The organism is Marinomonas vaga, assembly GCF_055388305.1.
Genome location: NZ_AP043903.1, coordinates 1,545,606 through 1,564,985, shown reverse-complemented (window position 1 = coordinate 1,564,985; position 19,380 = coordinate 1,545,606). Strand labels below are relative to the sequence as shown.

Below are 19,380 nucleotides of genomic sequence, written 5' to 3'. Positions count from 1 at the left end.
CTCCCTTTTTTATGTTCGCTTCACGACAACCATTACAACTGGGTCAGTACCTTTAAATGGCTAAACACAGCCCGACCTAAGGCATCAGCGTTATAACCACCTTCCAACACAGAAATAATACGACCTTGGCTATGGCGAGCCGCCACATCCATGAGCTTTTCCGTTAGCCAAACAATGTCACTTTCCCGCAGGCGCAACTGCCCCATGGGGTCCTCTGCTAACCCATCAAACCCAGCTGAAATCATAATCAATTCTGGCGCAAAGGCTTCAAGTTTTTCGAATAACTCTGCCTCGTAGGCACGACGAAAATCTTCCCCTTTGGAGCCCTTTTCTAATGGCATGTGAACAATATTGTCATGGGATGCGCCGGGGTCTGGGTAGGGAAACAATGGGTATTGATAACTGGAGGCGTACAGCACATTGGGACTGGCTTGAAAGATGTTTTCGGTACCATTGCCATGGTGTACATCAAAATCAATGATGGCGATGCGCTGCACCCCATATTGATTGAGGGCATGTCGCGCCCCCACAGCAATGTTGTTAAACAAACAAAAGCCCATGGCACGGTCGTACTCCGCATGGTGACCCGGGGGACGTACCGAACAGAAGGCATTTTCCACTTCCCCAGACATGACCATATCGACCGCTTGTACCACGGCACCAGAGGCCCGCAGAGCAGCATCTAGGGTATTTGGCATCATTAATGTTTCTTGATCCAATTCCACATGGCCCTCTGCTGGCGCCTTAGCAAAAATAGACGCCACATAATCAGGATCGTGGGTGTCATTGAGTTGCTCTAAGGTCACCTCTTGGGCTTCACGCCAGCGTAGGAAGTCCATCAGTTGCCCTGCGATGAGTCGGTTCTGAATCGCTTCTAAACGTTCTGGTGATTCTGGGTGGTCGGCTCCCAGTTGATGCGCTTCGCACAAGGGATGCGTCACATAGGCAGTGGTCATTAGCAGGTCCGATTGTCTAAACTGTTCACCCAGATCAAGGGTGTCTGTTATTGTTATTCAATGTCGATTGATACAAGGCTACTATGTATCTAGGCTTCAACAAAGCCTGTCAGTCATATGAAGCCACACATCCATATCAGCAGCCTATCCGACATTGGTCTAGACTGCTAAAGAAACTGTGCATTCTCTGTCGTTGAGCGAAGGCCCTATCGCCGAGACGTTCGCTACAGGCTACTCAGGGAGACACTTGCATGCCCCAACACGCTCTGCAACCTTTGCTGGCGCCATCTTCCATCTTAGTCTTCACGGGGGAAGATGGCCAAAGTCCGCTGCTCTTGGCAGTGCTTCGCGCCCTGTCCTATGGTGGGCGCCGTGGCGTGACGACCCTTTTGGGCGTGCGTCCAGACGACGCTGTGGGCACTTTGCCGTTTGACCATATCAAGCACTTGAATGACATACAAAAAACGCCAGACCTAGCCATATTAGCGGGGGAAACTAACACCCCTTTGGTCTCCCTCATTGAACAATGCGGCGACGCAGGTATTGCTGCTTTATTAGTCTTAACGGGCACCCATGAATCACCAGATGACATCCAAAAAGCCGCCCGCCAGCACAACGTTCGCTTAATGGGCCCCAACAGTTTTGGTATTTGCCGCCCTAAACAAGGCTTCTCTGCATGGCTTGGCCTTACTCAGCCATTAGCGGGACGCCTTGCCCTCTTGTCTCAATCAGGCACAGTGGCCAGCGCTCTTGTGGACTGGGCCACTTGGCAGGGTATTGGCTTTTCACAGGTGGTGTCCATGGGCAGTCCGGTGGATGTGATGCCATCCCAAATACTCGACTTCCTATCTAACGACTTCGAGAGCCAATCCATCTTGATGTACTTACAAAAGATTGGCTCCACCACACGCTTTTTGAGCAGTTTGCGTGCGGCCAGCCGATCCAAACCCGTGGCCGTGGTCACCGAACACAATGTAGGGGCCGATCCTCGCGTATTAGACGCAGCCCTAAGTCGAACAGGCGCGGTACGTGGTCGTCGGTTAAATGATTTAGTCGCTGCAGCATCGGTCATGACCAATGCTCGACGGGTCAAAGGCGGCTCTCTAATGGTCATTGGCAACGGGGCTGGCCCAGGGGAACTCGCCGCCCAGCGGGCAGAAGAGCTCAACGTCAGCTTGTTGACCCCCAGCGAGTCACTGCGAAACCAGCTTGAAACCACTATGGCAGGCCGTGGCAGCGTTGGCCGCATTACCACTGCTTGGGCCAGCTGTGACGCAGATTTGTTTGTGGAGCTGGCGAACACCGCACTGCAGGATAAAGAATGTGGTGCCGTTCTGTTAATGCTCAGTCCCACCGCCCTGATCAACATTGCCTCCTTGTACGATCAAGTCCTCCAACTCCATAAGAAGCAAAAGAAGCTGGTAATGGTATGTATGCTAGGGGGCGGGCACATGGTGGCCATGCGCACACGCATTAACGAGGCAGGTATCCCTACGTTTAGAACCCCAGAAGCGGCCATTGAAGGTTTCCAATTCCTCGAGCAATTCCAGCGCAACCAGCTACTCGCAAAGCAAACACCTGATAGCCACGCTTTCCGATTTAACATTGATGTGGCTGCCGCCAGAGCCCAGCTAAAAGACTTGATCAAAGCAGGGAACACTTCCCCCAGTGCTGAAGATTTAAAGGGCGTTTTTGACTTATTCAACTTCCGTTTAATCGCTCGTCGCCAAGCCAACTATGTGCTGCAAGCGCCCATACATCTACGTGCCTTTCGAGACCCCGTATTTGGGCCAGCGATTGGCTTGTCTTTGGAAGGGGCAAACCAGTGGCACCACCAAACGGAAGCCGTCGCCCTACCGCCCTTGAACACCATCTTGGCGAAAGATTTGATCCACCGGGCCTTTCCCTCGGTGGAAGAATCCTTCGAGCTGGAAGACCTACTGCGCAGCTTCTCCACCATGGTGTGCGAGCTACCGGAATTTGAAAGCCTGTCCTTGGCGGATGTGCGGATCCATGACAGCGGCAGTATCTTTGCGGATGTGAGCGCCACATTAAAAAGCTGCCCTAAGCTGAAGCGCTACGAACACTTGGCGATCCAGCCTTACCCTCGCCAATGGGTCAAGCAAGTCACCTTGAAAGATGGCCAAGACATTACGCTACGGCCCATCTTGCCACGGGATTCATACATGATGGCGGATTTCGTTAAGAATCTGTCCCATGAAAGTCGCTATTTCCGCTTTATCGCCAATATTTCAGAGCTGACACCACGAATGATCTCCAGCTTGTCCCACATTGATTACGACCGAGAAATGGCCCTTATCGCGGTAGGAGAACAAGACGGACAACCTCAACTCATGGGAGCGGCACGCTTCAGCGACAATTTTGATGACAGCAGCTGTGAATTTGCTGTTGTCATTGGAGATGAACACCAAGGACAAGGACTGGCCGCCTTATTGATGCGCCGCCTCTTCTTAGTGGCGCACTTCAAAGGCATCAAAGAAATGAAAGGCACTGTGCTGGCACAAAACAAGCGCATGATCGATTTCTGCCGCCGCATTGGCTTCACCATCAAGCGAGACCCAGACGACATTAGTCTTGTCACCGCTTACGTGCGCTTAACACCTAAGTTCATCGACGGGGTCAAAGACGCCCTGAAAAAATCCTCCGCCCACAAAAAAGCCGACTGACCCGATAGGGACGTCGGCTTTAGCATGGCTAACTGACGATTACTTCAAATTGTCAGGACCAAATGAAAACGGCAACAGCTCGTTCATGGAAAGGGTTTTACGGACACCTTCTGGAGAACAGATATGGATCTGGGTATGTTCGTCAGCAAACTCACGAATCCTCTGACGACAACCACCGCAAGGCGTCACCAACTCCACACCCTTGCCCATCACATAGATCTGACGGATTCGATGCTCGCCACCCATCACCATAGCGGAAATGGCCCCTGCTTCTGCGCAAGTGCCTTCTGGGTAAGACGCATTCTCCACATTACAGCCAGAGAACACCGCTCCCGATTCCGTCTCAATCACCGCACCCACCTGAAATTTAGAGTAAGGCACATAGGCCCTACTCATAGCTTGCTCGCTCAGCTGGAGCCAGTCGTCATGATTCGACATTAGGCACGTTCCTTCACATACGGCTTACCGATGGCTTTTGGTCCCACCGCTTTACCGATAAAGCCCGCCAACAAGAGCACCGTCAGCACGTATGGCAAGACTTCAATCGCCTGAACCGGCACTTCCCCGATACCCGGCAAAGACACACCTTGTAAGCGCACCGCTACGGCATCCAAGAAACCAAACAACAGACAAGCAAACAGCACAGGCACTGGACGCCACTTACCAAAGATCAAAGCAGCCAAGGCCATGTAGCCTTTACCGGCACTCATATCCTTCAAGAAGCCTGCGTTGTGAGCAGTGGACAAGTAAGCCCCTGCGATACCACACAAGACACCACAGATGATCAAAGCGCGGTAACGCACCAGCGCCACCGAGATACCTGCGGTATCCACCGCATGAGGGTTTTCCCCCACGGCACGCAAACGCAAGCCAAAACGTGTTTTAAACACCACCCAATAAGTGGTTGGCACCATGGCAAAGGCCAAGTACACCAAAATATTATGACCGCTCAGCAATTCAGAATAGATTAGGCCAATCACAGGCACGTCTGCTAATTGCTCCGCAAACGGAAAGATAATCGGGGTAAAACGCGCGTCACCAGTAAGAGCTGGAGTCTGACCACCTTGGTTAAACCAATCCAGACCTAAGGTCACAGTTAACCCTGCCACTATGGTGTTAATCGCCACACCAGACACGATGTGATCACCACGGTGAGTAATACAAGCAAAGCCGTGAATCAGCGCCAAAAACACCGATGCGGCAATCGCGAACAATAGCCCTAGCCATGCAGAACCAAATACAGCGGCTGCGGCTGCGGCAGCAAACGCCCCCGCCAACATCTTGCCTTCAAGACCGATATCAACGATACCAGAGCGCTCTGAAAACAAGCCAGCTAAGGCCGCCAAAATCAAGGGTGTCGATACGCGTAAGGTCGCATCGAGAATCAGTATTAATGTTTCAAACATACCGCGCTCCTATGCTGCCGCTTTGCGTAAGAAATAGCCTTCAATTCGGCCTTTAAACATGTTTTCCAGCGCCCCAGAGAAGAGGATCACTAGACCTTGGATCACTACCACGATTTCAGGTGTGATGCTTGGAATCTCAAAAGCCAACTCCGCACCACCTTGGTACAAGGCACCAAACAAAATCGCAGCCAAAATAATTCCGATTGGGTGGTTACGCCCCATCAACGCTACCGCAATCCCAGCAAAGCCATAGCCTGCGGTAAAGTTTAGCAACAGGTTGTGGTTAACCCCCATGATTTCGTTGACGCCCACCAAACCCGCGAACGCACCTGAGATCAGCATCACCCAAATGGTCACTTTGGCATTATCAATCCCTGCATAACGTGCCGCTGTAGGGTTCGTGCCCACAGTACGTAGCTGGTAGCCCCAACGGGTATGCCAGACCAAGGCCCAATAAATCACACAGCCTAACAAGGCTAGGATAAAGGCTAGGTTCAAGGGCGAGTCACCAATGTCTAGGCCAAGAGGCGTGAAGATGTCATGCAAATAAGGTAGCCAAGCACTTTCTTGGAAAGTACGGCTAATTGGCGACATCATGCCTTCTTCTTTTAGCCAGTTCACCATTAGATAAACCATCAAGGAGGAGGCAATGAAGTTGAACATGATGGTCGTGATTACGATGTGACTACCACGTCGAGCCTGCAAATACGCTGGAATGTATGCCCAAGCAGCACCAAAGACCGCGCCACCAATAATGGCCAAGGGGGCGATAATGATCAGTGGCATGGAGCTGTCTAACCATAGGCACAACAAGCCCACGCCCAAACCACCGATATAAGCCTGACCTTCCCCACCGATGTTAAACAGCCCCGCCTTGAAGGCGATAGAGACCGCAAGACCGGTGAAGATTAAGTTCGTAGCGTAATACAGGGTGTAACCGATACCTTCGTCATAACCAAACGCACCGTATAAAAGATAGCCTGCCGCTTCGAATGGGTCCTGACCAATGGCCACAAATACCAAACCCGAAACAAAGAAGGCTAGCAGAATATTTAACAGTGGGATCAAGCCTACGCTGACCCAAACAGGGACTTTCGCCTGACTCATGGGTTTGCTCCTTGTCCCTCGTTCCACGCATTGGCCATCATCAAGCCAAGGGTGCGTTCATCCGCTTCGCTGGCAGGGACTTCGCCCACCACAGCGCCATCAAACATCACAATAATTCGATCACTCAAAGCCATAATTTCATCAAGTTCCACGGACACCAGCAAAATGGCTTTGCCTGCATCCCGTAGTTTAACAATCTGCTCGTGAATGTTTTCAATCGCCCCTATGTCTACCCCACGGGTAGGCTGGCCGATCAACAACACATCTGGGTTTTGCTCCACTTCACGAGCGATAACAATCTTCTGCTGGTTACCACCAGAGAAATTCGCCGTTTTTAACAGAGGGTTTGGAGGACGCACATCCCAATCCGCCATGCGCTGTTCACACTCTTTGAACATCGCTTTACGGCTCATCAACCAGCGACCGTTATAAGCTTCTGAATTGTGGTATCCCAACACGGCCGCTTCATAGGCTTCAAACCCTGTCACCAAGCCCATCTTATGTCGGTCTTCTGGCACATGAGCCATCTTTAGCTCACGCATCTGTGCCGCGTCTTTGGGGGCGTTAGGCGTAATGGTTTGACCGGCAAATTCAATCGACCCAGACGACATGGTTGCGATGCCTGACAGCACGTTTAGCAACTCACTTTGACCATTACCGGATACCCCAGCAATACCTAGGATCTCACCGGCTTTCAGCTCCAAAGAAACCTTCTTCAGACGCTCAACCCCTTGCTCATCAAATAGAGACAAGTCTTTCGCTGACAAGACAGTTTGCTGTGGCGTAGCATCGTCTTTATTAACCTTAAGACGTACTTTTTTACCGACCATGAGCTCAGCAAGCTCTTCTTTATCAGTGGTGGCCGTTTCACGGTGGGCTACCATTTCCCCTTGACGCATAACCGAAACGTTATCCGTGGAGGCAAGAATCTCGCGCAATTTGTGGGTGATCAAAATCACCGTCACACCCTGCTCTTTCAGGGATTTCAGGATTCTGAATAGGTGATCCGCTTCCTGTGGTGTTAACACCCCAGTAGGCTCATCAAGAATCAGAATTTTGGCACCACGGTACAAGGCTTTGAGGATTTCTACACGTTGCTGCAAACCCACTGGCAGGTCTTCTACAATGGCATCAACGTCCACATCTAGGTGGTATTCAGACTCAAGGCGTTTGAGCTCTTCTCGAGCGGCATCAAGACCATGCTTGAGCACGGCACCGCCTTCCGCCCCCAATACGATGTTTTCTAGTACCGAGAAGTTCTCGACCAACATGAAATGCTGGTGAACCATGCCGATGCCTACTTTGATCGCATCTTGGGAATTACGAATATCGACTTTTTCACCATCAATGGAGATCGACCCCGTATCGGCTTCGTAAAAACCGTAGATGATGCTCATTAGAGTGGATTTCCCTGCACCGTTTTCACCAATGATGCCGTGAATGGTGCCAGTGGGTACTTGCAGACTGATGTCTTTGTTTGCCTGCACGGCGCCAAAGCGCTTAGAGATCCCTTCTAACTCGATTGCGTATGGAGGTGTTTGATTGCTCATAAACCGTTCTATTTAAGAATTCTAAACAAAAAAAAGCAGCTACTCGCCCTGTTAGCGAGCAGCTGCTTGACTACGTATTAGTAGTTACAAGTATTGTCTGACATGTAGTCATGTACTTGGATATCGCCACTGATGATGTGCTGCTTCACATCTGCAATTTTAGTCTTCATCTCTTCAGTGATTAGACTTGCGTTGTTGTCATCAAGCGCCCAATCAACACCGCCTTCTGCTAGGCCAAGTACCGTTAGACCAGATGTCCACTCACCCGCGTTCGCATCTGCAAACACCTTGTAGGCAGCCAGATCCACACGCTTAACCATTGAGGTCAGCATAGTGCCTGGTTGAATGTGGTTTTGGTTAGAGTCAACACCGATGGCCAATTTGCCTTCGTCTTTAGCGGCTTGGTAAACACCGATACCGGTACCCCCAGCAGCAGCGAAGACTACGTCAGCACCTTGAGAGAATTGGCTTTTCGCAAGCTCAGAACCTTTAGTCGGATCGTTGAACGCTGCACCAGTAGAGCCAGTCATGTTTTGAATGACAGTTGCATCAGACGTGATGTACTTGGCACCTTGCTCGTAACCACAACCAAATTTGCGGATCAGAGGGATGTCCATGCCACCCACGAAGCCCACTGTGTCTGTTTTAGAAGCCATAGCCGCCAAAGCACCCACTAGGAAGGAACCTTCGTGCTCTTTGAAGACAATAGACTGCACGTTTGGCTGATCAATCACACCATCAATGATGCTGAACTGGATCTCAGGGAAGTCTTGCGCCACTTTCGACACAGCAGACGCCATGTTGAAACCCACAGCAACGATTGGCGTGTAGCCACGTTTAGCCAAGCGGCGTAGGTTTTGCTCTACCTGAGCTTCGTTTTTAGGCTCAGATTCACGAACTTGAATACCTGTGTCTTCTGTGTACTTCGTAATACCGTTGTAAACACCTTCGTTGAAGGATTTATCAAATTTACCCGCTTGGTCATAAACCACTGCTGGTTTGATATCAGCAGCTTGGGCAGAAGCCGCTGCGATTGCTAGCGCTGTAGCAGATACAAGAAAGACACCTTTCATTCTCATTCCTCTTTATATTGGTCTGGGTAGCCCGCTTTTAAGATAAAGCTGGCTAATCGGTCAAAAATAAACTGATTACCGTTTGAGCGCAATCCTCGCTTGCACAATTGCACTATTATTTCAGGGAAACCCTAAACAATGCGGCGATTCCCTGTAAAAGGTAGACGTTGAACGCATTTTTCGCTGTGAAATTAAAAATCAGCAATAAACATGCCCAGACGCTATTTTTGACATTGCACGCAGTAAACAGTGCTGCGTTGCCCCTGACGAATTTCTTTCAATGGGGTTTGGCACACTCGGCAAGGCTGCTCGGCCCGACCATAGACCTTAAGCTCCTGTTTAAAGTACCCGGGCTTACCATCACCACCAATGAAATCACGCAGGGTCGTACCGCCCTGCTCAATCGCGGCGGCCAACACGAGTTTAATCTTCTCTACAAACACGGCTAAGCGGGCTTTGCTGATGTTGCCAGCAGCTCGGGTTGGACGAATCCCCGCCATAAACAGGGCCTCATTGGCATAGATATTCCCCACACCAACGACCACTTTACTGTCCATAATGAACTGCTTGATCGCCTGTTTTCGACCCCGAGTCTTAGCGTACAAATAGTCCACATTAAAGGCTTGTGTTAACGGCTCAGGACCTAGGTGATTCAGCAATTCATGGTCTGTCCAATTCCCTTCTTGCCACATCATGGCACCAAAGCGGCGTGGATCGGTATAACGCAAAACCGGTGACTGCGCACCAAAATGGATATCAACATGGTCATGGAACAGCGGCGGCGTATTGGGTTCCACAAAGTACAAGCTACCGGACATCCCCAAATGAATGATCAAGGTCCCAGCATCCGTATGCACACCAATGTATTTACCACGGCGAGTCACATCCCGCACCGTTTGATTAGGCAGCTTTTCAGATACTTCGGCAGGGATCGGCCAACGCAATTGAGGCTGGCGAATCTCAATGGCAGAAATGGTTTTATTTAGAATATGCGGCGCAATGCCGTTTTTGGTGGTTTCGACTTCGGGTAATTCAGGCAAAAGAAAACCTCCTTATATTGAAGCGTTCAAGTATAAGGAGGTTTCTCACTGTAGACACGCTTTAGCGTAACTTAAGCTTTACTGCCTACAGCTTGTAGCGGTTGTAGAAGTCCCCACACCGATGTCATTACACGTAAATGAGGCACCCGCGATCTGAGCATTACCAATGTCCACCCGGCTAAGGCTAGAAAGTCCTGCCAACGCTGCTTTAAAGTCCGCCACCGTCGTATCCGTAATATTGGAATCACGAATATCCAGTCTTTCCAACGACGTATAGGAAGCCACATCGAAATTCGAGATATCACCATTTTCTATCTCTAAACGCGTCATCTTAGATTTAGTGAAAGGTAAATCCCCTCCTAGATCGTATGTCGCTCTATTGGAAGAACCGGCTCCATATTTTAGTTTTATTCGCTCAAGTTTTGGTAATGAGTAATTGTCGAATGCATCATAAGAAGTAATATTGGTGTTCTGGATATCAAGAAACCTCAAACTACCATCAGAACCACTGACACCATCCAAAATAGTCACTAGATCAGTTCCGTCGATATCGGTATTAGAAAGTTCCAACTTTTCTATATTGGACCAAACAATTCCACCACTTACCAATTCAGCAAGACTTAAAGTAGCCTTCGCCGTGTTACCACTCACTCTTAACTCAGTAACGTTATTCCAAGTTGTATTCCATTGATCAAAATCCGTCACAACCCCTTCCGATATAGACAGTTTTCTCAAACTAGTCAGTCCATCAATTGCCGCGACATCGGTATTAGTTAATGGTAGCCCCCAGAAGAAAAGGAACTCTAGATTGGTCTTATCTGCACTTGTATCATTGATAAACGCCGCCAAATCAAATTTTTCGGGCCGATTATCAGAGTCATACTCAGAAAGCTCTAGCTTAATTAACTTCGTCATTGAATCGATAGCATCATAGCTTTCTAAATTCAAATCATCGCCATTGCTATCAACTTGATCACTAATCAACAACCATCTTAGATTGATTAAAGCTGAAAGGTCTGAAATATCACTGATTTGGTTTTCATACAGTGTAAGCTTTTCTAGCTCCGTAAATTGTTGCAACCCTGCAACACTAGTAATACCAGCATCCTGCCGGTTAATCTCTTCAACCTGCTCTATGTAATCGAACTCTAGAGCAGTAAATTGAGCCTTTAGAACAGAATCGGTGATCAAGTTTAAATTTACGCTTGTACCACCAGTTGAACTACTGGTTACATAAGCATTCGCTTTGTCTTTATCGACATACCAACGTTCATTGTTATCATCACCATCACAGTCTGAGCTGTTATCGTCCTCGTAAAAACAAACAACTAAGTAGTCATCACTAGAAGATTTGATACTACCTGTACCATCAACGCTCATTTTTCCCGAATCAACAGACCAAGAGTATTCCTCAAGGAAATAATCGGAGCCATCTGCAGAATCAATGTAACCTTCTCCCCAGTTAACCGTATTACCTGAGCTGGCAAACACCGCCGTAGAAATATCCGTGACACCATTTGATTGTGGTGATGTTATAAAAAATCGCTTACCTAAAACCAACGACTCACTAAAACTTGTCGTTCCAGCCAAACTTGAATTATTTGAACCACTTGAGCTACCCGAATCAGTCGAGCTATCGCTATCGGAATCACTGTCCCCACCACAAGCCGTCAAAAAAACGACTGATGATAAGCCTAGAATTTTTAAAAACTGATGAGAAAATGGCATTGCTAAATCCCTGCATTTCGTTTTGAAGAGATTATAACTTAACCTATTTTTTGAACATTTGGTTACTTTTCGAACAAAAAATTTACACAAGACTTATAAATTGACAATTTATAAACACAAAAAAGCCGGCGCTAAGGCCGGCTTTCTCATTACAAATCAGGCGAAATTATTTAATTTTCGCTTCTTTGTACATCACATGCTTACGAACAACAGGATCGTACTTTTTCATCTCCAATTTGTCTGGAGTGTTACGCTTGTTCTTGTCAGTCGTGTAGAAGTGACCAGTACCTGCAGAAGATACCATGCGGATTAGATCGCGAGCGCCTTTAGAAGCCATAATTCAGATTCCTTATACTTTTTCGCCACGGGCACGCATTTCAGTCAAAACTGAATCGATGCCTTTTTTATCGATGATACGCATACCTTTAGAAGATACACGAAGACGAACGTAACGGCTTTCACTTTCTACCCAAAAACGGTGCCAGTGAAGGTTAGGAAGAAAGCGACGCTTAGTGTGACGCTTTGAGTGAGAAACGTTATTACCTGTAATAGGACGCTTCCCAGTAACTTGACATACGCGAGACATAATTAAATACCTTATGCTATCCGAAGATTATTGGAAGTTTGCACTTCCTCAGGCGGAGCGTGGGTCACTCTGGAACTCTTTAAAATTACAACATCAAAGAGGACGCGGGGGCCACAAAATCCCGTACCGAGGATATAGCGGCGCGAATTCTCTCACAGCGCCCCCTAAACAGCAAATCATTTGTTAAAAAATGATCAATCGCCTTCATCTTAGTTAGACCAAACCTCGTTCGGCCAAAGACAGAGGCCGCTCATCCCCAACAATAAAGTGGTCCAGCAATCTCACATCAATAAGATCTAATGCTTTGCGAATACGCTCGGTAATATTGATGTCCGCTTGGCTAGGCTCTGCCACACCGGATGGATGGTTGTGAGCCAAGATTACCGCTGCGGCATTATGGGTCAGCGCCGCTTTGACCACTTCTCTTGGGTACACTGCCGCACTGTCCACTGTGCCCATAAACAGCTCTTGATATCGAATAAGCCGATGTTGGGAGTCGAGAAATAAAACCGCAAATATTTCACGCTGGGCATGGCGCAACTGAGTGGATAAATAGGTACGTACTGCTTCGGCGCTGTTAAATACCGTGTCTCGTGTCAGCTGCTCTTGCAGATGTCGTTTCGACATTTCCAGCACCGCTTGCAGCTGGGTGTACTTCGCATCCCCTAAACCAAAGCCCTTGCAGAACTCTTCCCTTGAAGCAGACAACATAGGCCTCAGCCCACCAAACTCTTGCAACACCCGCCGCGCCAGCTCTACGGCACTCAGACCTTGAGTCCCCGTTCGCAGGAAGATCGCCAGCAACTCTGCATCGCTCAATGCATGAGCTCCTTGCTCTATGAGCTTCTCCCTTGGGCGTTCGCTGGCTGGCCACTGTTTAATACTCATACGCACCTCCATGTGATACTCTTTGACTCATTAAATCCGACCTTTTAGCGCTTCGTCCTGAAATGCCAAACAAGGTTAATTTTTCATCACTTTGTTACAAGAAGCTAAGTATGTCTAGTCTCGTCAACAAACGGATTCTAGTAGGTATCACTGGTGGCATTGCCGCCTATAAAACCATTGAACTGATTCGCTTACTGAGTAAAGCCGGTGCGGATATTCAGGTGGTGTTAACCGAAGGAGGCAAAGCCTTCGTCACAGAGATGACACTGCAAGCCGTGTCTGGCCACCCAGTGCGCAGTTCACTACTCGATCCAGAGGCCGAACAAGGCATGGGGCACATAGAATTGGCCAAATGGGCGGATCTCATCATGATCGCCCCAGCGTCAGCTGACTTTATGGCACGCTACGCACAGGGCATGGCAAATGATCTGCTCACGACCCTATGTTTGGCGACGGAAGCCCCTGTAGCCTTGGCGCCCGCCATGAACCAAGCCATGTGGAAGCACCCAGCCACCCAAGCAAACCTCGTGACTCTTCAATCACGTGGTGTTGCCATCATGGGTCCAGCATCCGGAGCACAAGCCTGTGGGGATGTGGGTGCGGGACGCATGGAAGAACCGGCGGACCTATTCGCCGCAATTGAGCAGCTTGTCACACCGGTACAACAAAACTTAGCAGGACAGCACTGGGTCATCACCGCAGGGCCCACCATGGAAGCCATCGATCCCGTGCGCTATATCAGCAATCACAGCTCTGGAAAGATGGGTTACGCCTTAGCTAAGGCGGCTCAAGCCCGTGGTGCCACAGTGACGTTAGTCAGTGGCCCCACGCAAATAGCGCCTCCGGCCAACGTAAAACTTGTGGCCATTAAAAGCGCCCAAGAAATGCTCTATGCCTGCCGTGCCGCGACGGCAAAAGGTGCGGATGTATTTATCGGGGCTGCGGCCGTTGCGGACTTTCGTATGAAGGACGTGGCGGAGCAAAAAATGAAAAAAACCAGCGACAGCAATGACCTAACACTTACGTTGGTGAAAAACCCTGACATCATTGCCACCCTATCGTCAGAGCAAGCCGCCCAATGCATGGTGGGGTTCGCGGCAGAAACCCAAAATGTTTTAGAGTACGCCCGCAAGAAGCTCGAGAGCAAAGGCCTTGATCTTATCATTGCAAACGACGTCTCACGCAGTGACATCGGCTTCAATCAAGACCAAAACGAAGTGACGGTACTGTCAAAAGATCAGCAATGGTCGCCAGAAAAATCCACTAAATCTGCTTTAGCGGATGAGCTGGTTGAACTTATTTTTCAATATCAACAGACACAAACGAGTGACACATGAAGCACCCTATTCAACTTAAAATTCTGAGTCCCAAAATCGGCAAAGAGATTCCTCTGCCTGCCTACGCCACAGAAGGCTCTGCAGGTCTCGATCTTCGTGCTTGTTTAGATGAAGCCGTCGTTTTGGAGCCGGGGCAAACCACCCTGCTACCAACGGGTTTGTCCATCTACATTGAAGATCCTAATCTTGCGGCCACCATACTGCCTCGTTCAGGACTGGGTCACAAACACGGTATCGTGCTGGGCAATCTAGTCGGTTTGATCGACTCGGATTACCAAGGGGAGCTGATGGTCTCTTGCTGGAACCGCGGACAAACCGCTTTTACCATTGAACCTGGCGAGCGCGTCGCCCAGCTTGTGCTGCTGCCGGTGGTGCAAGCAGAGTTCAACATTGTCGAAGAATTCGAAGCGACAGAACGCGGTACTGGGGGCTTCGGCTCCACGGGCATGAACTAAGCCTTTTGGATGAGTGGAGCATGAGAGTTGAGTTTTTCTCAACTTCTTTGCTCCATGAATTCACCCACCTCACCTATCCGGACTTACGTAATTAAATATCTCTGTAAGCGGTCAAATTTGCGTCAATTTATTTATTTTATCGCTAGAGTGAAACGCAAGTTCACGTTATTATTTTGACCCATAAGTGGTCGCTTACACTCATTGAAAGAACGGCACGTCATCGTTCTGATACATTTCTTCTGTAAGATTTAGACCTAACGCCTTGATCCAAACGCTCATATTCTGGATCGCCTACGAATAACAACAGGAGTTACCAAGCCGTGGCTTACACTCGCGAATCTGCCCTTGATGTTGCTCAAGTACTGAGTGAATCACTTCCATACATCCAACGTTTTGCTGGCAAAACGCTGGTCATCAAATACGGCGGCAACGCCATGACTGATGAAGCTCTACAAGCAGGATTTGCACGAGACATCGTATTGATGAAAGCCATCGGCATTAACCCGATTGTCGTACACGGTGGCGGCCCACAAATCGGTGAAATGCTACAAAAGCTCAACATCGAATCAAAATTCATCAATGGAATGCGTGTCACTGACGGCGCCACCATGGATGTGGTTGAAATGGTCCTAGGTGGCCAAGTAAACAAAGACATTGTTAATCTGATCAACCGTGCGGGCGGGAAAGCCATTGGTCTGACTGGTAAAGACAGCAACTTCATCAAAGCGAAAAAGTTGTTTGTGAAGCATCAAGCAGAAGGCATGTCTGCCCCAGAACAAGTAGACATTGGCCACGTTGGCGAAGTGTCTAGCATTGATACCAGTGTTCTAAGCGTCTTAGAAAACAGTGATTTCATTCCTGTTATTGCCCCTATTGGTGTGGATGACGAAGGCAACTCTTACAACATTAATGCTGACCTAGTTGCAGGGAAAGTCGCTGAAGCAGTGAATGCCGAGAAGCTCATGTTATTGACAAACATTTCAGGTGTTCAAGATAAGCAAGGCAATGTACTAACGGGGTTAAGCACCGCTCAAGTGGATGCACTGATTGCAGATGGCACCATTTACGGTGGCATGCTACCTAAAATCAGCTGTGCTTTGTCTGCGGTCAATGCAGGCGTTACCAGCGCAGTGATTGTTGATGGACGAGTTCCCCACGCCACTCTATTGGAAATCTTTACCGATACGGGCGTCGGCACCCTGATCACCAACCAAAACAAAGACGCTTAACTCGCTAAACTATTAATGACGATACGCGATAGGCAGTGATGATATGAGTACTAAAAAAAGCGACAGACGCACGGAAATCTTACAAGCACTGGCAGCCATGTTAGAGAGCAGCCCAGGTGCTCGTATCACCACTGCGGCCTTAGCAAAAGAAGTGGGCGTGTCTGAAGCCGCGCTTTACCGCCACTTTCCTAGTAAAGCGAAGATGTTTGAAGGCTTGATTGAGTTCATTGAAGAAACTCTGTTTTCACGCATTCATCGAATTATTCAGGATGAAAGTGACGTGACGGCTCGTTTGGAAATGATCCTCACCCTGACCCTTGGCTTTGCAGAGCAAAACCCGGGCATGTGTCGCCTGCTTACAGGTGATGCCTTAGCTGGGGAAACAGAACGCCTTCGCGTGCGCATTGCGCAATTGTTTGATCGTATTGAAACCCAATTACGACAAGTGATTCGAGAAGCCGACTTGAAGCAGTCTTTGCGCCCAGTCATGGGCACAATGCCCTGCGCTAACTATTTACTCGCGCTATTGGAAGGCAAAATTCGCCAATATGTGCGAACTGAGTACAAAACCAAGCCATTGCAAGCTTGGTCGGAACAATGGGAAGCCATTGCTCCAACATTGATGGCTGGCCGCTCTTAATCATAAGAACGGCCATCATCATTACACGCCGTATTGATCACGGTATGCTTTGATTGCAGAAAGATGTTGAGCAAACTCAGGAGAGTCCTGTTCAGCCAGATACGTCATGATGTCGTTAAGGGAAACAATGCTCACCACAGGCATAGAGAAATCTCTCTCAACCTCTTGGATAGCAGACAGTTCGCCACGGCCACGCTCTTGACGGTTTAACGCAATCAGCACACCTGCTGGCGTCGCACCCGCATTGTTGATGATGTCCATCACTTCGCGGATGGCAGTACCAGCAGTAATAACATCGTCAATGATCATGATCTTGCCTTGAAGCGGAGCCCCTACAAGGGTGCCACCTTCACCGTGATCTTTCGCTTCTTTGCGATTGAATACGTAAGGCGTATCAATGTCGTGATGATCGTAAAGCGCAACGGCTGTGGTTGTTGCTAAAGGGATACCCTTGTAAGCTGGGCCAAATAGGACATCAAATGGCACGCCCGCTTCAACCAAGGCAGCAGCGTAGAAACGACCCAATTTCGCCAGAGCTTGTCCAGTACTGAACAGGCCAGCGTTAAAGAAATACGGGCTTACACGACCCGATTTAAGTGTAAATTCGCCAAAACGTAGTACATTTTGCTCAATGGCGAACTCTATAAAGTCTCTTTGGTACGGTTTCATGCCAACTCCAGAAAGATTAAAAACTACAAATGAATTGCCTCTCGTGACAGGAATATGCTTTCCTGACGAACAATGGGCGCTAATATAACACACGGCTAGGAATTGTAGGGACCAGAAATGAAGGTCATCAGCCTTAATGTAAACGGTATAAAACAAGCAGCGGAACGTGGGTTCTTCGACTGGATGCTGCGTCAGAACCCAGATGTTGTGTGTCTGCAAGACATTCAAGCGGACGAACGCAGCCTTAATGACAGTGTTTTCTTCCCACCTGAGTACAATGCGTACTTCTTTGATTCACTCAATGATCCGGAAGAAGCTGGGGTTGCGATCTACTCGAAATCCATGCCTAAAGCGATTATGACAGGTATGGGGTTTTCGGAGTGCGACTTTGAAGGACGCTTTATTCAAGCGGACTTCGATAAAGTCAGCATCGGCTCCTTTTTGACACCTCATGGGTCTAACCATGAAGAAGCCTTACAAGAGCATAAGTACCGCTTTATGGAAGGCTTTAAGAACCACTTGATCAAAACACGTCGTAAACGTCGTGAATTTATCTTCTGTGGTACGACCAATGTGGCTCGTTCCCCTATTGACGTGAGCAGCTGGTTCGTCAATCAACGTAACTCTGGCTTTTTGCCTGAAGAGCGCAAATGGATTAACGAGATCTTCAACGATCACGAATACATTGATGCGTTCCGCCAGGTAAACAAGCAAGATAAGCAATACACTTGGTGGCCAGACTACGAACGGGCTTGGAAGCTGGACGAAGGGGGTCGCTTGGACTACCAGATCGCCACACCAGGCCTTAAGCACGTGATCCAAGGGGGCAGCGTTTATAAAGGTCAGCGTTTCTCTGACCATGCGCCACTGATCATGGAATACGATCTAGATTAATGAAGCACCATCAAAAAAGCCCAGCACTTAGTTGGGCTTTTTCTTAATACCTAAAAGCATTAGGCATCCAAAGCTTCAGCCTTAACGCTAACACGCAACTGATGCATGTCACCGGGCTTAATTGTGTAACGGTTTACCAAAGCATTTGCCGTTTCAACACACACAAACTCTTGATACTCGTGATCTTCTAAATCGGTACGCAATTTTGCCAAGGCTTCCCCTGGGTTCCAAAGTACCGTAGATTCACTGCCCTCTGTTTCGATGATCAGCTTACGGGACAATACAGGGTCCACCAGTTCAATACTGTTTGGAGCATTCACATAAACCCGATCAAGGGTATCACAAGGACTCACAGAGCCACTCTGCTGAAACTCTTTGCCCTCGTTAAACTTATCGATGTAAGTCACACCGTCCAAGCCAACTACTTGAGCCTGCTCTTGGCTGCCTACTTTAAAATAGGTATGCAAAGCCTCAGATACCGGCATGGAAGCTTCTGAAAGGTTTGCAGCAGAAAAGTTAACACTGAAGCCTTCCCCGAAGCGGAACACTTGTCGCAATTCAAACGCATGGGGCCACATTTCTTCAATCAGCGGATGATCTTCTGAGGCCAAACGAATCACAATCTTGGCATCGCCATTTTTGAAGCGTCCGACTTCCACCAACTCCCAGCGGAAGTAGCGCGCCAAACCATGGGCGGGAAAATCTTCGTCCTCAGCATTGGCTCCAAACCAAGGCCAACACACAGGCACACCAAAATGGCGGCGACCAAAGCGGGTTTGTGCCCCTTCATTGGTGGATTGAAACAACAGGTCAGGCTGACCTGCTGGAATAAAACTCACTAAATGACCGCCCCAAAGTGCAATACGGGCAGTGTAACTTGGCTGATCAATAATGATCTCATCACAATCTCTAAGACTTGCAGGCAGTATTTCTCCACCTAGCGCTTCCAGCTCTTGAATTAGCTGAGCATTCATTCGTCGCTCCAATCGTTCACGCAGTAGAGCCATATTAGCCCTTCAATCGGGTATTACAATAGTTTGACGTGATGCTTAACATTCAAATGGCAAAATAATGTCAGAATACAAAATAACACTTACCAATTCTGAGATATTAAGCTATAACGCAATCCATAAAA

The 19,380-nt window shown here is 48.6% G+C and carries 19 protein-coding genes; 6 read left to right on the top strand and 13 right to left on the bottom strand.

The features are described 5' to 3' along the window. Positions 1 to 32: 32 nt before the first annotated feature. Positions 33 to 956 carry a histone deacetylase family protein gene (locus tag ACZ5DR_RS07275; protein WP_377366638.1) on the bottom strand — a complete coding sequence of 308 codons (924 nt, stop codon included), beginning with the start codon at positions 954 to 956 and terminating at the stop codon, positions 33 to 35. 251 nt (positions 957 to 1,207) lie between these two features. On the opposite strand from ACZ5DR_RS07275, the gene ACZ5DR_RS07270 reads away from it, so the two are divergent. Continuing rightward, positions 1,208 to 3,643, top strand: coding sequence for a bifunctional acetate--CoA ligase family protein/GNAT family N-acetyltransferase (locus tag ACZ5DR_RS07270; RefSeq protein ID WP_377366640.1), 2,436 nt, complete (start codon positions 1,208 to 1,210; stop codon positions 3,641 to 3,643). Between the two features lie 39 nt (positions 3,644 to 3,682). On the opposite strand, the gene cdd is transcribed toward ACZ5DR_RS07270, so the two are convergent. From cdd to radC, 10 genes are all read right to left on the bottom strand, one after another. Beyond that, on the bottom strand, positions 3,683 to 4,081 hold the full coding sequence (gene cdd / locus ACZ5DR_RS07265; protein WP_377366641.1) for a cytidine deaminase: 399 nt from the start codon (positions 4,079 to 4,081) through the stop codon (positions 3,683 to 3,685). Further along, on the bottom strand, positions 4,081 to 5,049 hold the full coding sequence (locus ACZ5DR_RS07260) for an ABC transporter permease (RefSeq protein ID WP_377366643.1): 969 nt from the start codon (positions 5,047 to 5,049) through the stop codon (positions 4,081 to 4,083). The genes cdd and ACZ5DR_RS07260 overlap by 1 nt, the downstream gene beginning before the upstream one ends. Positions 5,050 to 5,058: 9 nt before the next feature. Further along, the gene (locus ACZ5DR_RS07255; protein WP_377366645.1) at positions 5,059 to 6,156 is read right to left on the bottom strand and encodes an ABC transporter permease; all 1,098 of its coding nucleotides are present in this window, start codon (positions 6,154 to 6,156) and stop codon (positions 5,059 to 5,061) included. Continuing rightward, positions 6,153 to 7,706, bottom strand: coding sequence for an ABC transporter ATP-binding protein (locus ACZ5DR_RS07250; protein WP_377366647.1), 1,554 nt, complete (start codon positions 7,704 to 7,706; stop codon positions 6,153 to 6,155). Before ACZ5DR_RS07250 ends, ACZ5DR_RS07255 begins: the two co-directional genes overlap by 4 nt. Before the next feature lie 77 nt (positions 7,707 to 7,783). Continuing rightward, positions 7,784 to 8,779 carry a BMP family lipoprotein gene (locus tag ACZ5DR_RS07245; RefSeq protein WP_377366648.1) on the bottom strand — a complete coding sequence of 332 codons (996 nt, stop codon included), beginning with the start codon at positions 8,777 to 8,779 and terminating at the stop codon, positions 7,784 to 7,786. Between the two features lie 221 nt (positions 8,780 to 9,000). Beyond that, positions 9,001 to 9,819 (bottom strand): bifunctional DNA-formamidopyrimidine glycosylase/DNA-(apurinic or apyrimidinic site) lyase, encoded by an 819-nt coding sequence (gene mutM, locus ACZ5DR_RS07240; RefSeq protein ID WP_377366650.1) that lies wholly within the window; start codon positions 9,817 to 9,819, stop codon positions 9,001 to 9,003. Positions 9,820 to 9,897: 78 nt separating this feature from the next. Beyond that, positions 9,898 to 11,547: a leucine-rich repeat domain-containing protein gene (locus tag ACZ5DR_RS07235; RefSeq protein WP_377366652.1), complete on the bottom strand. Its 1,650-nt coding sequence runs from the start codon at positions 11,545 to 11,547 to the stop codon at positions 9,898 to 9,900. A 166-nt stretch (positions 11,548 to 11,713) separates the two neighbouring features. Continuing rightward, positions 11,714 to 11,884, bottom strand: coding sequence for a 50S ribosomal protein L33 (rpmG, locus tag ACZ5DR_RS07230; RefSeq protein WP_111637483.1), 171 nt, complete (start codon positions 11,882 to 11,884; stop codon positions 11,714 to 11,716). Positions 11,885 to 11,896: 12 nt separating this feature from the next. Beyond that, positions 11,897 to 12,133: a 50S ribosomal protein L28 gene (gene rpmB / locus ACZ5DR_RS07225; protein WP_055463997.1), complete on the bottom strand. Its 237-nt coding sequence runs from the start codon at positions 12,131 to 12,133 to the stop codon at positions 11,897 to 11,899. A gap of 213 nt (positions 12,134 to 12,346) precedes the next feature. Further along, entirely contained in the window at positions 12,347 to 13,021 is a 675-nt protein-coding gene (radC, locus tag ACZ5DR_RS07220) for a RadC family protein (protein WP_377366654.1), read from the bottom strand. Positions 13,022 to 13,131: 110 nt separating this feature from the next. On the opposite strand from radC, the gene coaBC reads away from it, so the two are divergent. The 4 genes from coaBC (at position 13,132) to slmA (ending at position 16,682) form a co-directional block, all read left to right on the top strand. Continuing rightward, the gene (gene coaBC, locus ACZ5DR_RS07215) at positions 13,132 to 14,358 is read left to right on the top strand and encodes a bifunctional phosphopantothenoylcysteine decarboxylase/phosphopantothenate--cysteine ligase CoaBC (protein WP_377366656.1); all 1,227 of its coding nucleotides are present in this window, start codon (positions 13,132 to 13,134) and stop codon (positions 14,356 to 14,358) included. Beyond that, the gene (dut, locus tag ACZ5DR_RS07210; protein WP_377366658.1) at positions 14,355 to 14,813 is read left to right on the top strand and encodes a dUTP diphosphatase; all 459 of its coding nucleotides are present in this window, start codon (positions 14,355 to 14,357) and stop codon (positions 14,811 to 14,813) included. Before coaBC ends, dut begins: the two co-directional genes overlap by 4 nt. Positions 14,814 to 15,133: 320 nt before the next feature. Continuing rightward, positions 15,134 to 16,042, top strand: coding sequence for an acetylglutamate kinase (gene argB, locus ACZ5DR_RS07205; RefSeq protein WP_377366660.1), 909 nt, complete (start codon positions 15,134 to 15,136; stop codon positions 16,040 to 16,042). A gap of 43 nt (positions 16,043 to 16,085) precedes the next feature. Beyond that, entirely contained in the window at positions 16,086 to 16,682 is a 597-nt protein-coding gene (slmA, locus tag ACZ5DR_RS07200; RefSeq protein WP_377366662.1) for a nucleoid occlusion factor SlmA, read from the top strand. A 21-nt stretch (positions 16,683 to 16,703) separates the two neighbouring features. On the opposite strand, the gene pyrE is transcribed toward slmA, so the two are convergent. Further along, complete coding sequence (pyrE, locus tag ACZ5DR_RS07195; protein WP_377366664.1) at positions 16,704 to 17,351, bottom strand: orotate phosphoribosyltransferase; 648 nt, start codon at positions 17,349 to 17,351, stop codon at positions 16,704 to 16,706. A gap of 117 nt (positions 17,352 to 17,468) precedes the next feature. Here pyrE and ACZ5DR_RS07190 point away from each other — a divergent pair, with 117 nt between their 5' ends. Further along, on the top strand, positions 17,469 to 18,245 hold the full coding sequence (locus ACZ5DR_RS07190; protein ID WP_377366666.1) for an exodeoxyribonuclease III: 777 nt from the start codon (positions 17,469 to 17,471) through the stop codon (positions 18,243 to 18,245). A 59-nt stretch (positions 18,246 to 18,304) separates the two neighbouring features. Here ACZ5DR_RS07190 and ACZ5DR_RS07185 read toward each other — a convergent pair whose 3' ends face one another. Beyond that, the gene (locus ACZ5DR_RS07185) at positions 18,305 to 19,219 is read right to left on the bottom strand and encodes a D-hexose-6-phosphate mutarotase (RefSeq protein ID WP_377366668.1); all 915 of its coding nucleotides are present in this window, start codon (positions 19,217 to 19,219) and stop codon (positions 18,305 to 18,307) included. Positions 19,220 to 19,380: the final 161 nt, after the last annotated feature.

Excerpts from the sequence above, each read along its gene's own strand:
- ACZ5DR_RS07275 (WP_377366638.1), bottom strand. The coding sequence starts at position 956 with ATGACCACTGCCTATGTGACGCATCCCTTGTGCGAAGCGCATCAACTG.
- ACZ5DR_RS07270 (WP_377366640.1), top strand. The coding sequence starts at position 1,208 with ATGCCCCAACACGCTCTGCAACCTTTGCTGGCGCCATCTTCCATCTTA.
- cdd (WP_377366641.1), bottom strand. The coding sequence starts at position 4,081 with ATGTCGAATCATGACGACTGGCTCCAGCTGAGCGAGCAAGCTATGAGT.
- ACZ5DR_RS07260 (WP_377366643.1), bottom strand. The coding sequence starts at position 5,049 with ATGTTTGAAACATTAATACTGATTCTCGATGCGACCTTACGCGTATCG.
- ACZ5DR_RS07255 (WP_377366645.1), bottom strand. The coding sequence starts at position 6,156 with ATGAGTCAGGCGAAAGTCCCTGTTTGGGTCAGCGTAGGCTTGATCCCA.
- ACZ5DR_RS07250 (WP_377366647.1), bottom strand. The coding sequence starts at position 7,706 with ATGAGCAATCAAACACCTCCATACGCAATCGAGTTAGAAGGGATCTCT.
- ACZ5DR_RS07245 (WP_377366648.1), bottom strand. The coding sequence starts at position 8,779 with ATGAAAGGTGTCTTTCTTGTATCTGCTACAGCGCTAGCAATCGCAGCG.
- ACZ5DR_RS07235 (WP_377366652.1), bottom strand. The coding sequence starts at position 11,547 with ATGCCATTTTCTCATCAGTTTTTAAAAATTCTAGGCTTATCATCAGTC.
- rpmG (WP_111637483.1), bottom strand. The coding sequence starts at position 11,884 with ATGGCTTCTAAAGGCGCTCGCGATCTAATCCGCATGGTATCTTCTGCA.
- rpmB (WP_055463997.1), bottom strand. The coding sequence starts at position 12,133 with ATGTCTCGCGTATGTCAAGTTACTGGGAAGCGTCCTATTACAGGTAAT.
- radC (WP_377366654.1), bottom strand. The coding sequence starts at position 13,021 with ATGAGTATTAAACAGTGGCCAGCCAGCGAACGCCCAAGGGAGAAGCTC.
- coaBC (WP_377366656.1), top strand. The coding sequence starts at position 13,132 with ATGTCTAGTCTCGTCAACAAACGGATTCTAGTAGGTATCACTGGTGGC.
- dut (WP_377366658.1), top strand. The coding sequence starts at position 14,355 with ATGAAGCACCCTATTCAACTTAAAATTCTGAGTCCCAAAATCGGCAAA.
- slmA (WP_377366662.1), top strand. The coding sequence starts at position 16,086 with ATGAGTACTAAAAAAAGCGACAGACGCACGGAAATCTTACAAGCACTG.
- pyrE (WP_377366664.1), bottom strand. The coding sequence starts at position 17,351 with ATGAAACCGTACCAAAGAGACTTTATAGAGTTCGCCATTGAGCAAAAT.
- ACZ5DR_RS07190 (WP_377366666.1), top strand. The coding sequence starts at position 17,469 with ATGAAGGTCATCAGCCTTAATGTAAACGGTATAAAACAAGCAGCGGAA.
- ACZ5DR_RS07185 (WP_377366668.1), bottom strand. The coding sequence starts at position 19,219 with ATGAATGCTCAGCTAATTCAAGAGCTGGAAGCGCTAGGTGGAGAAATA.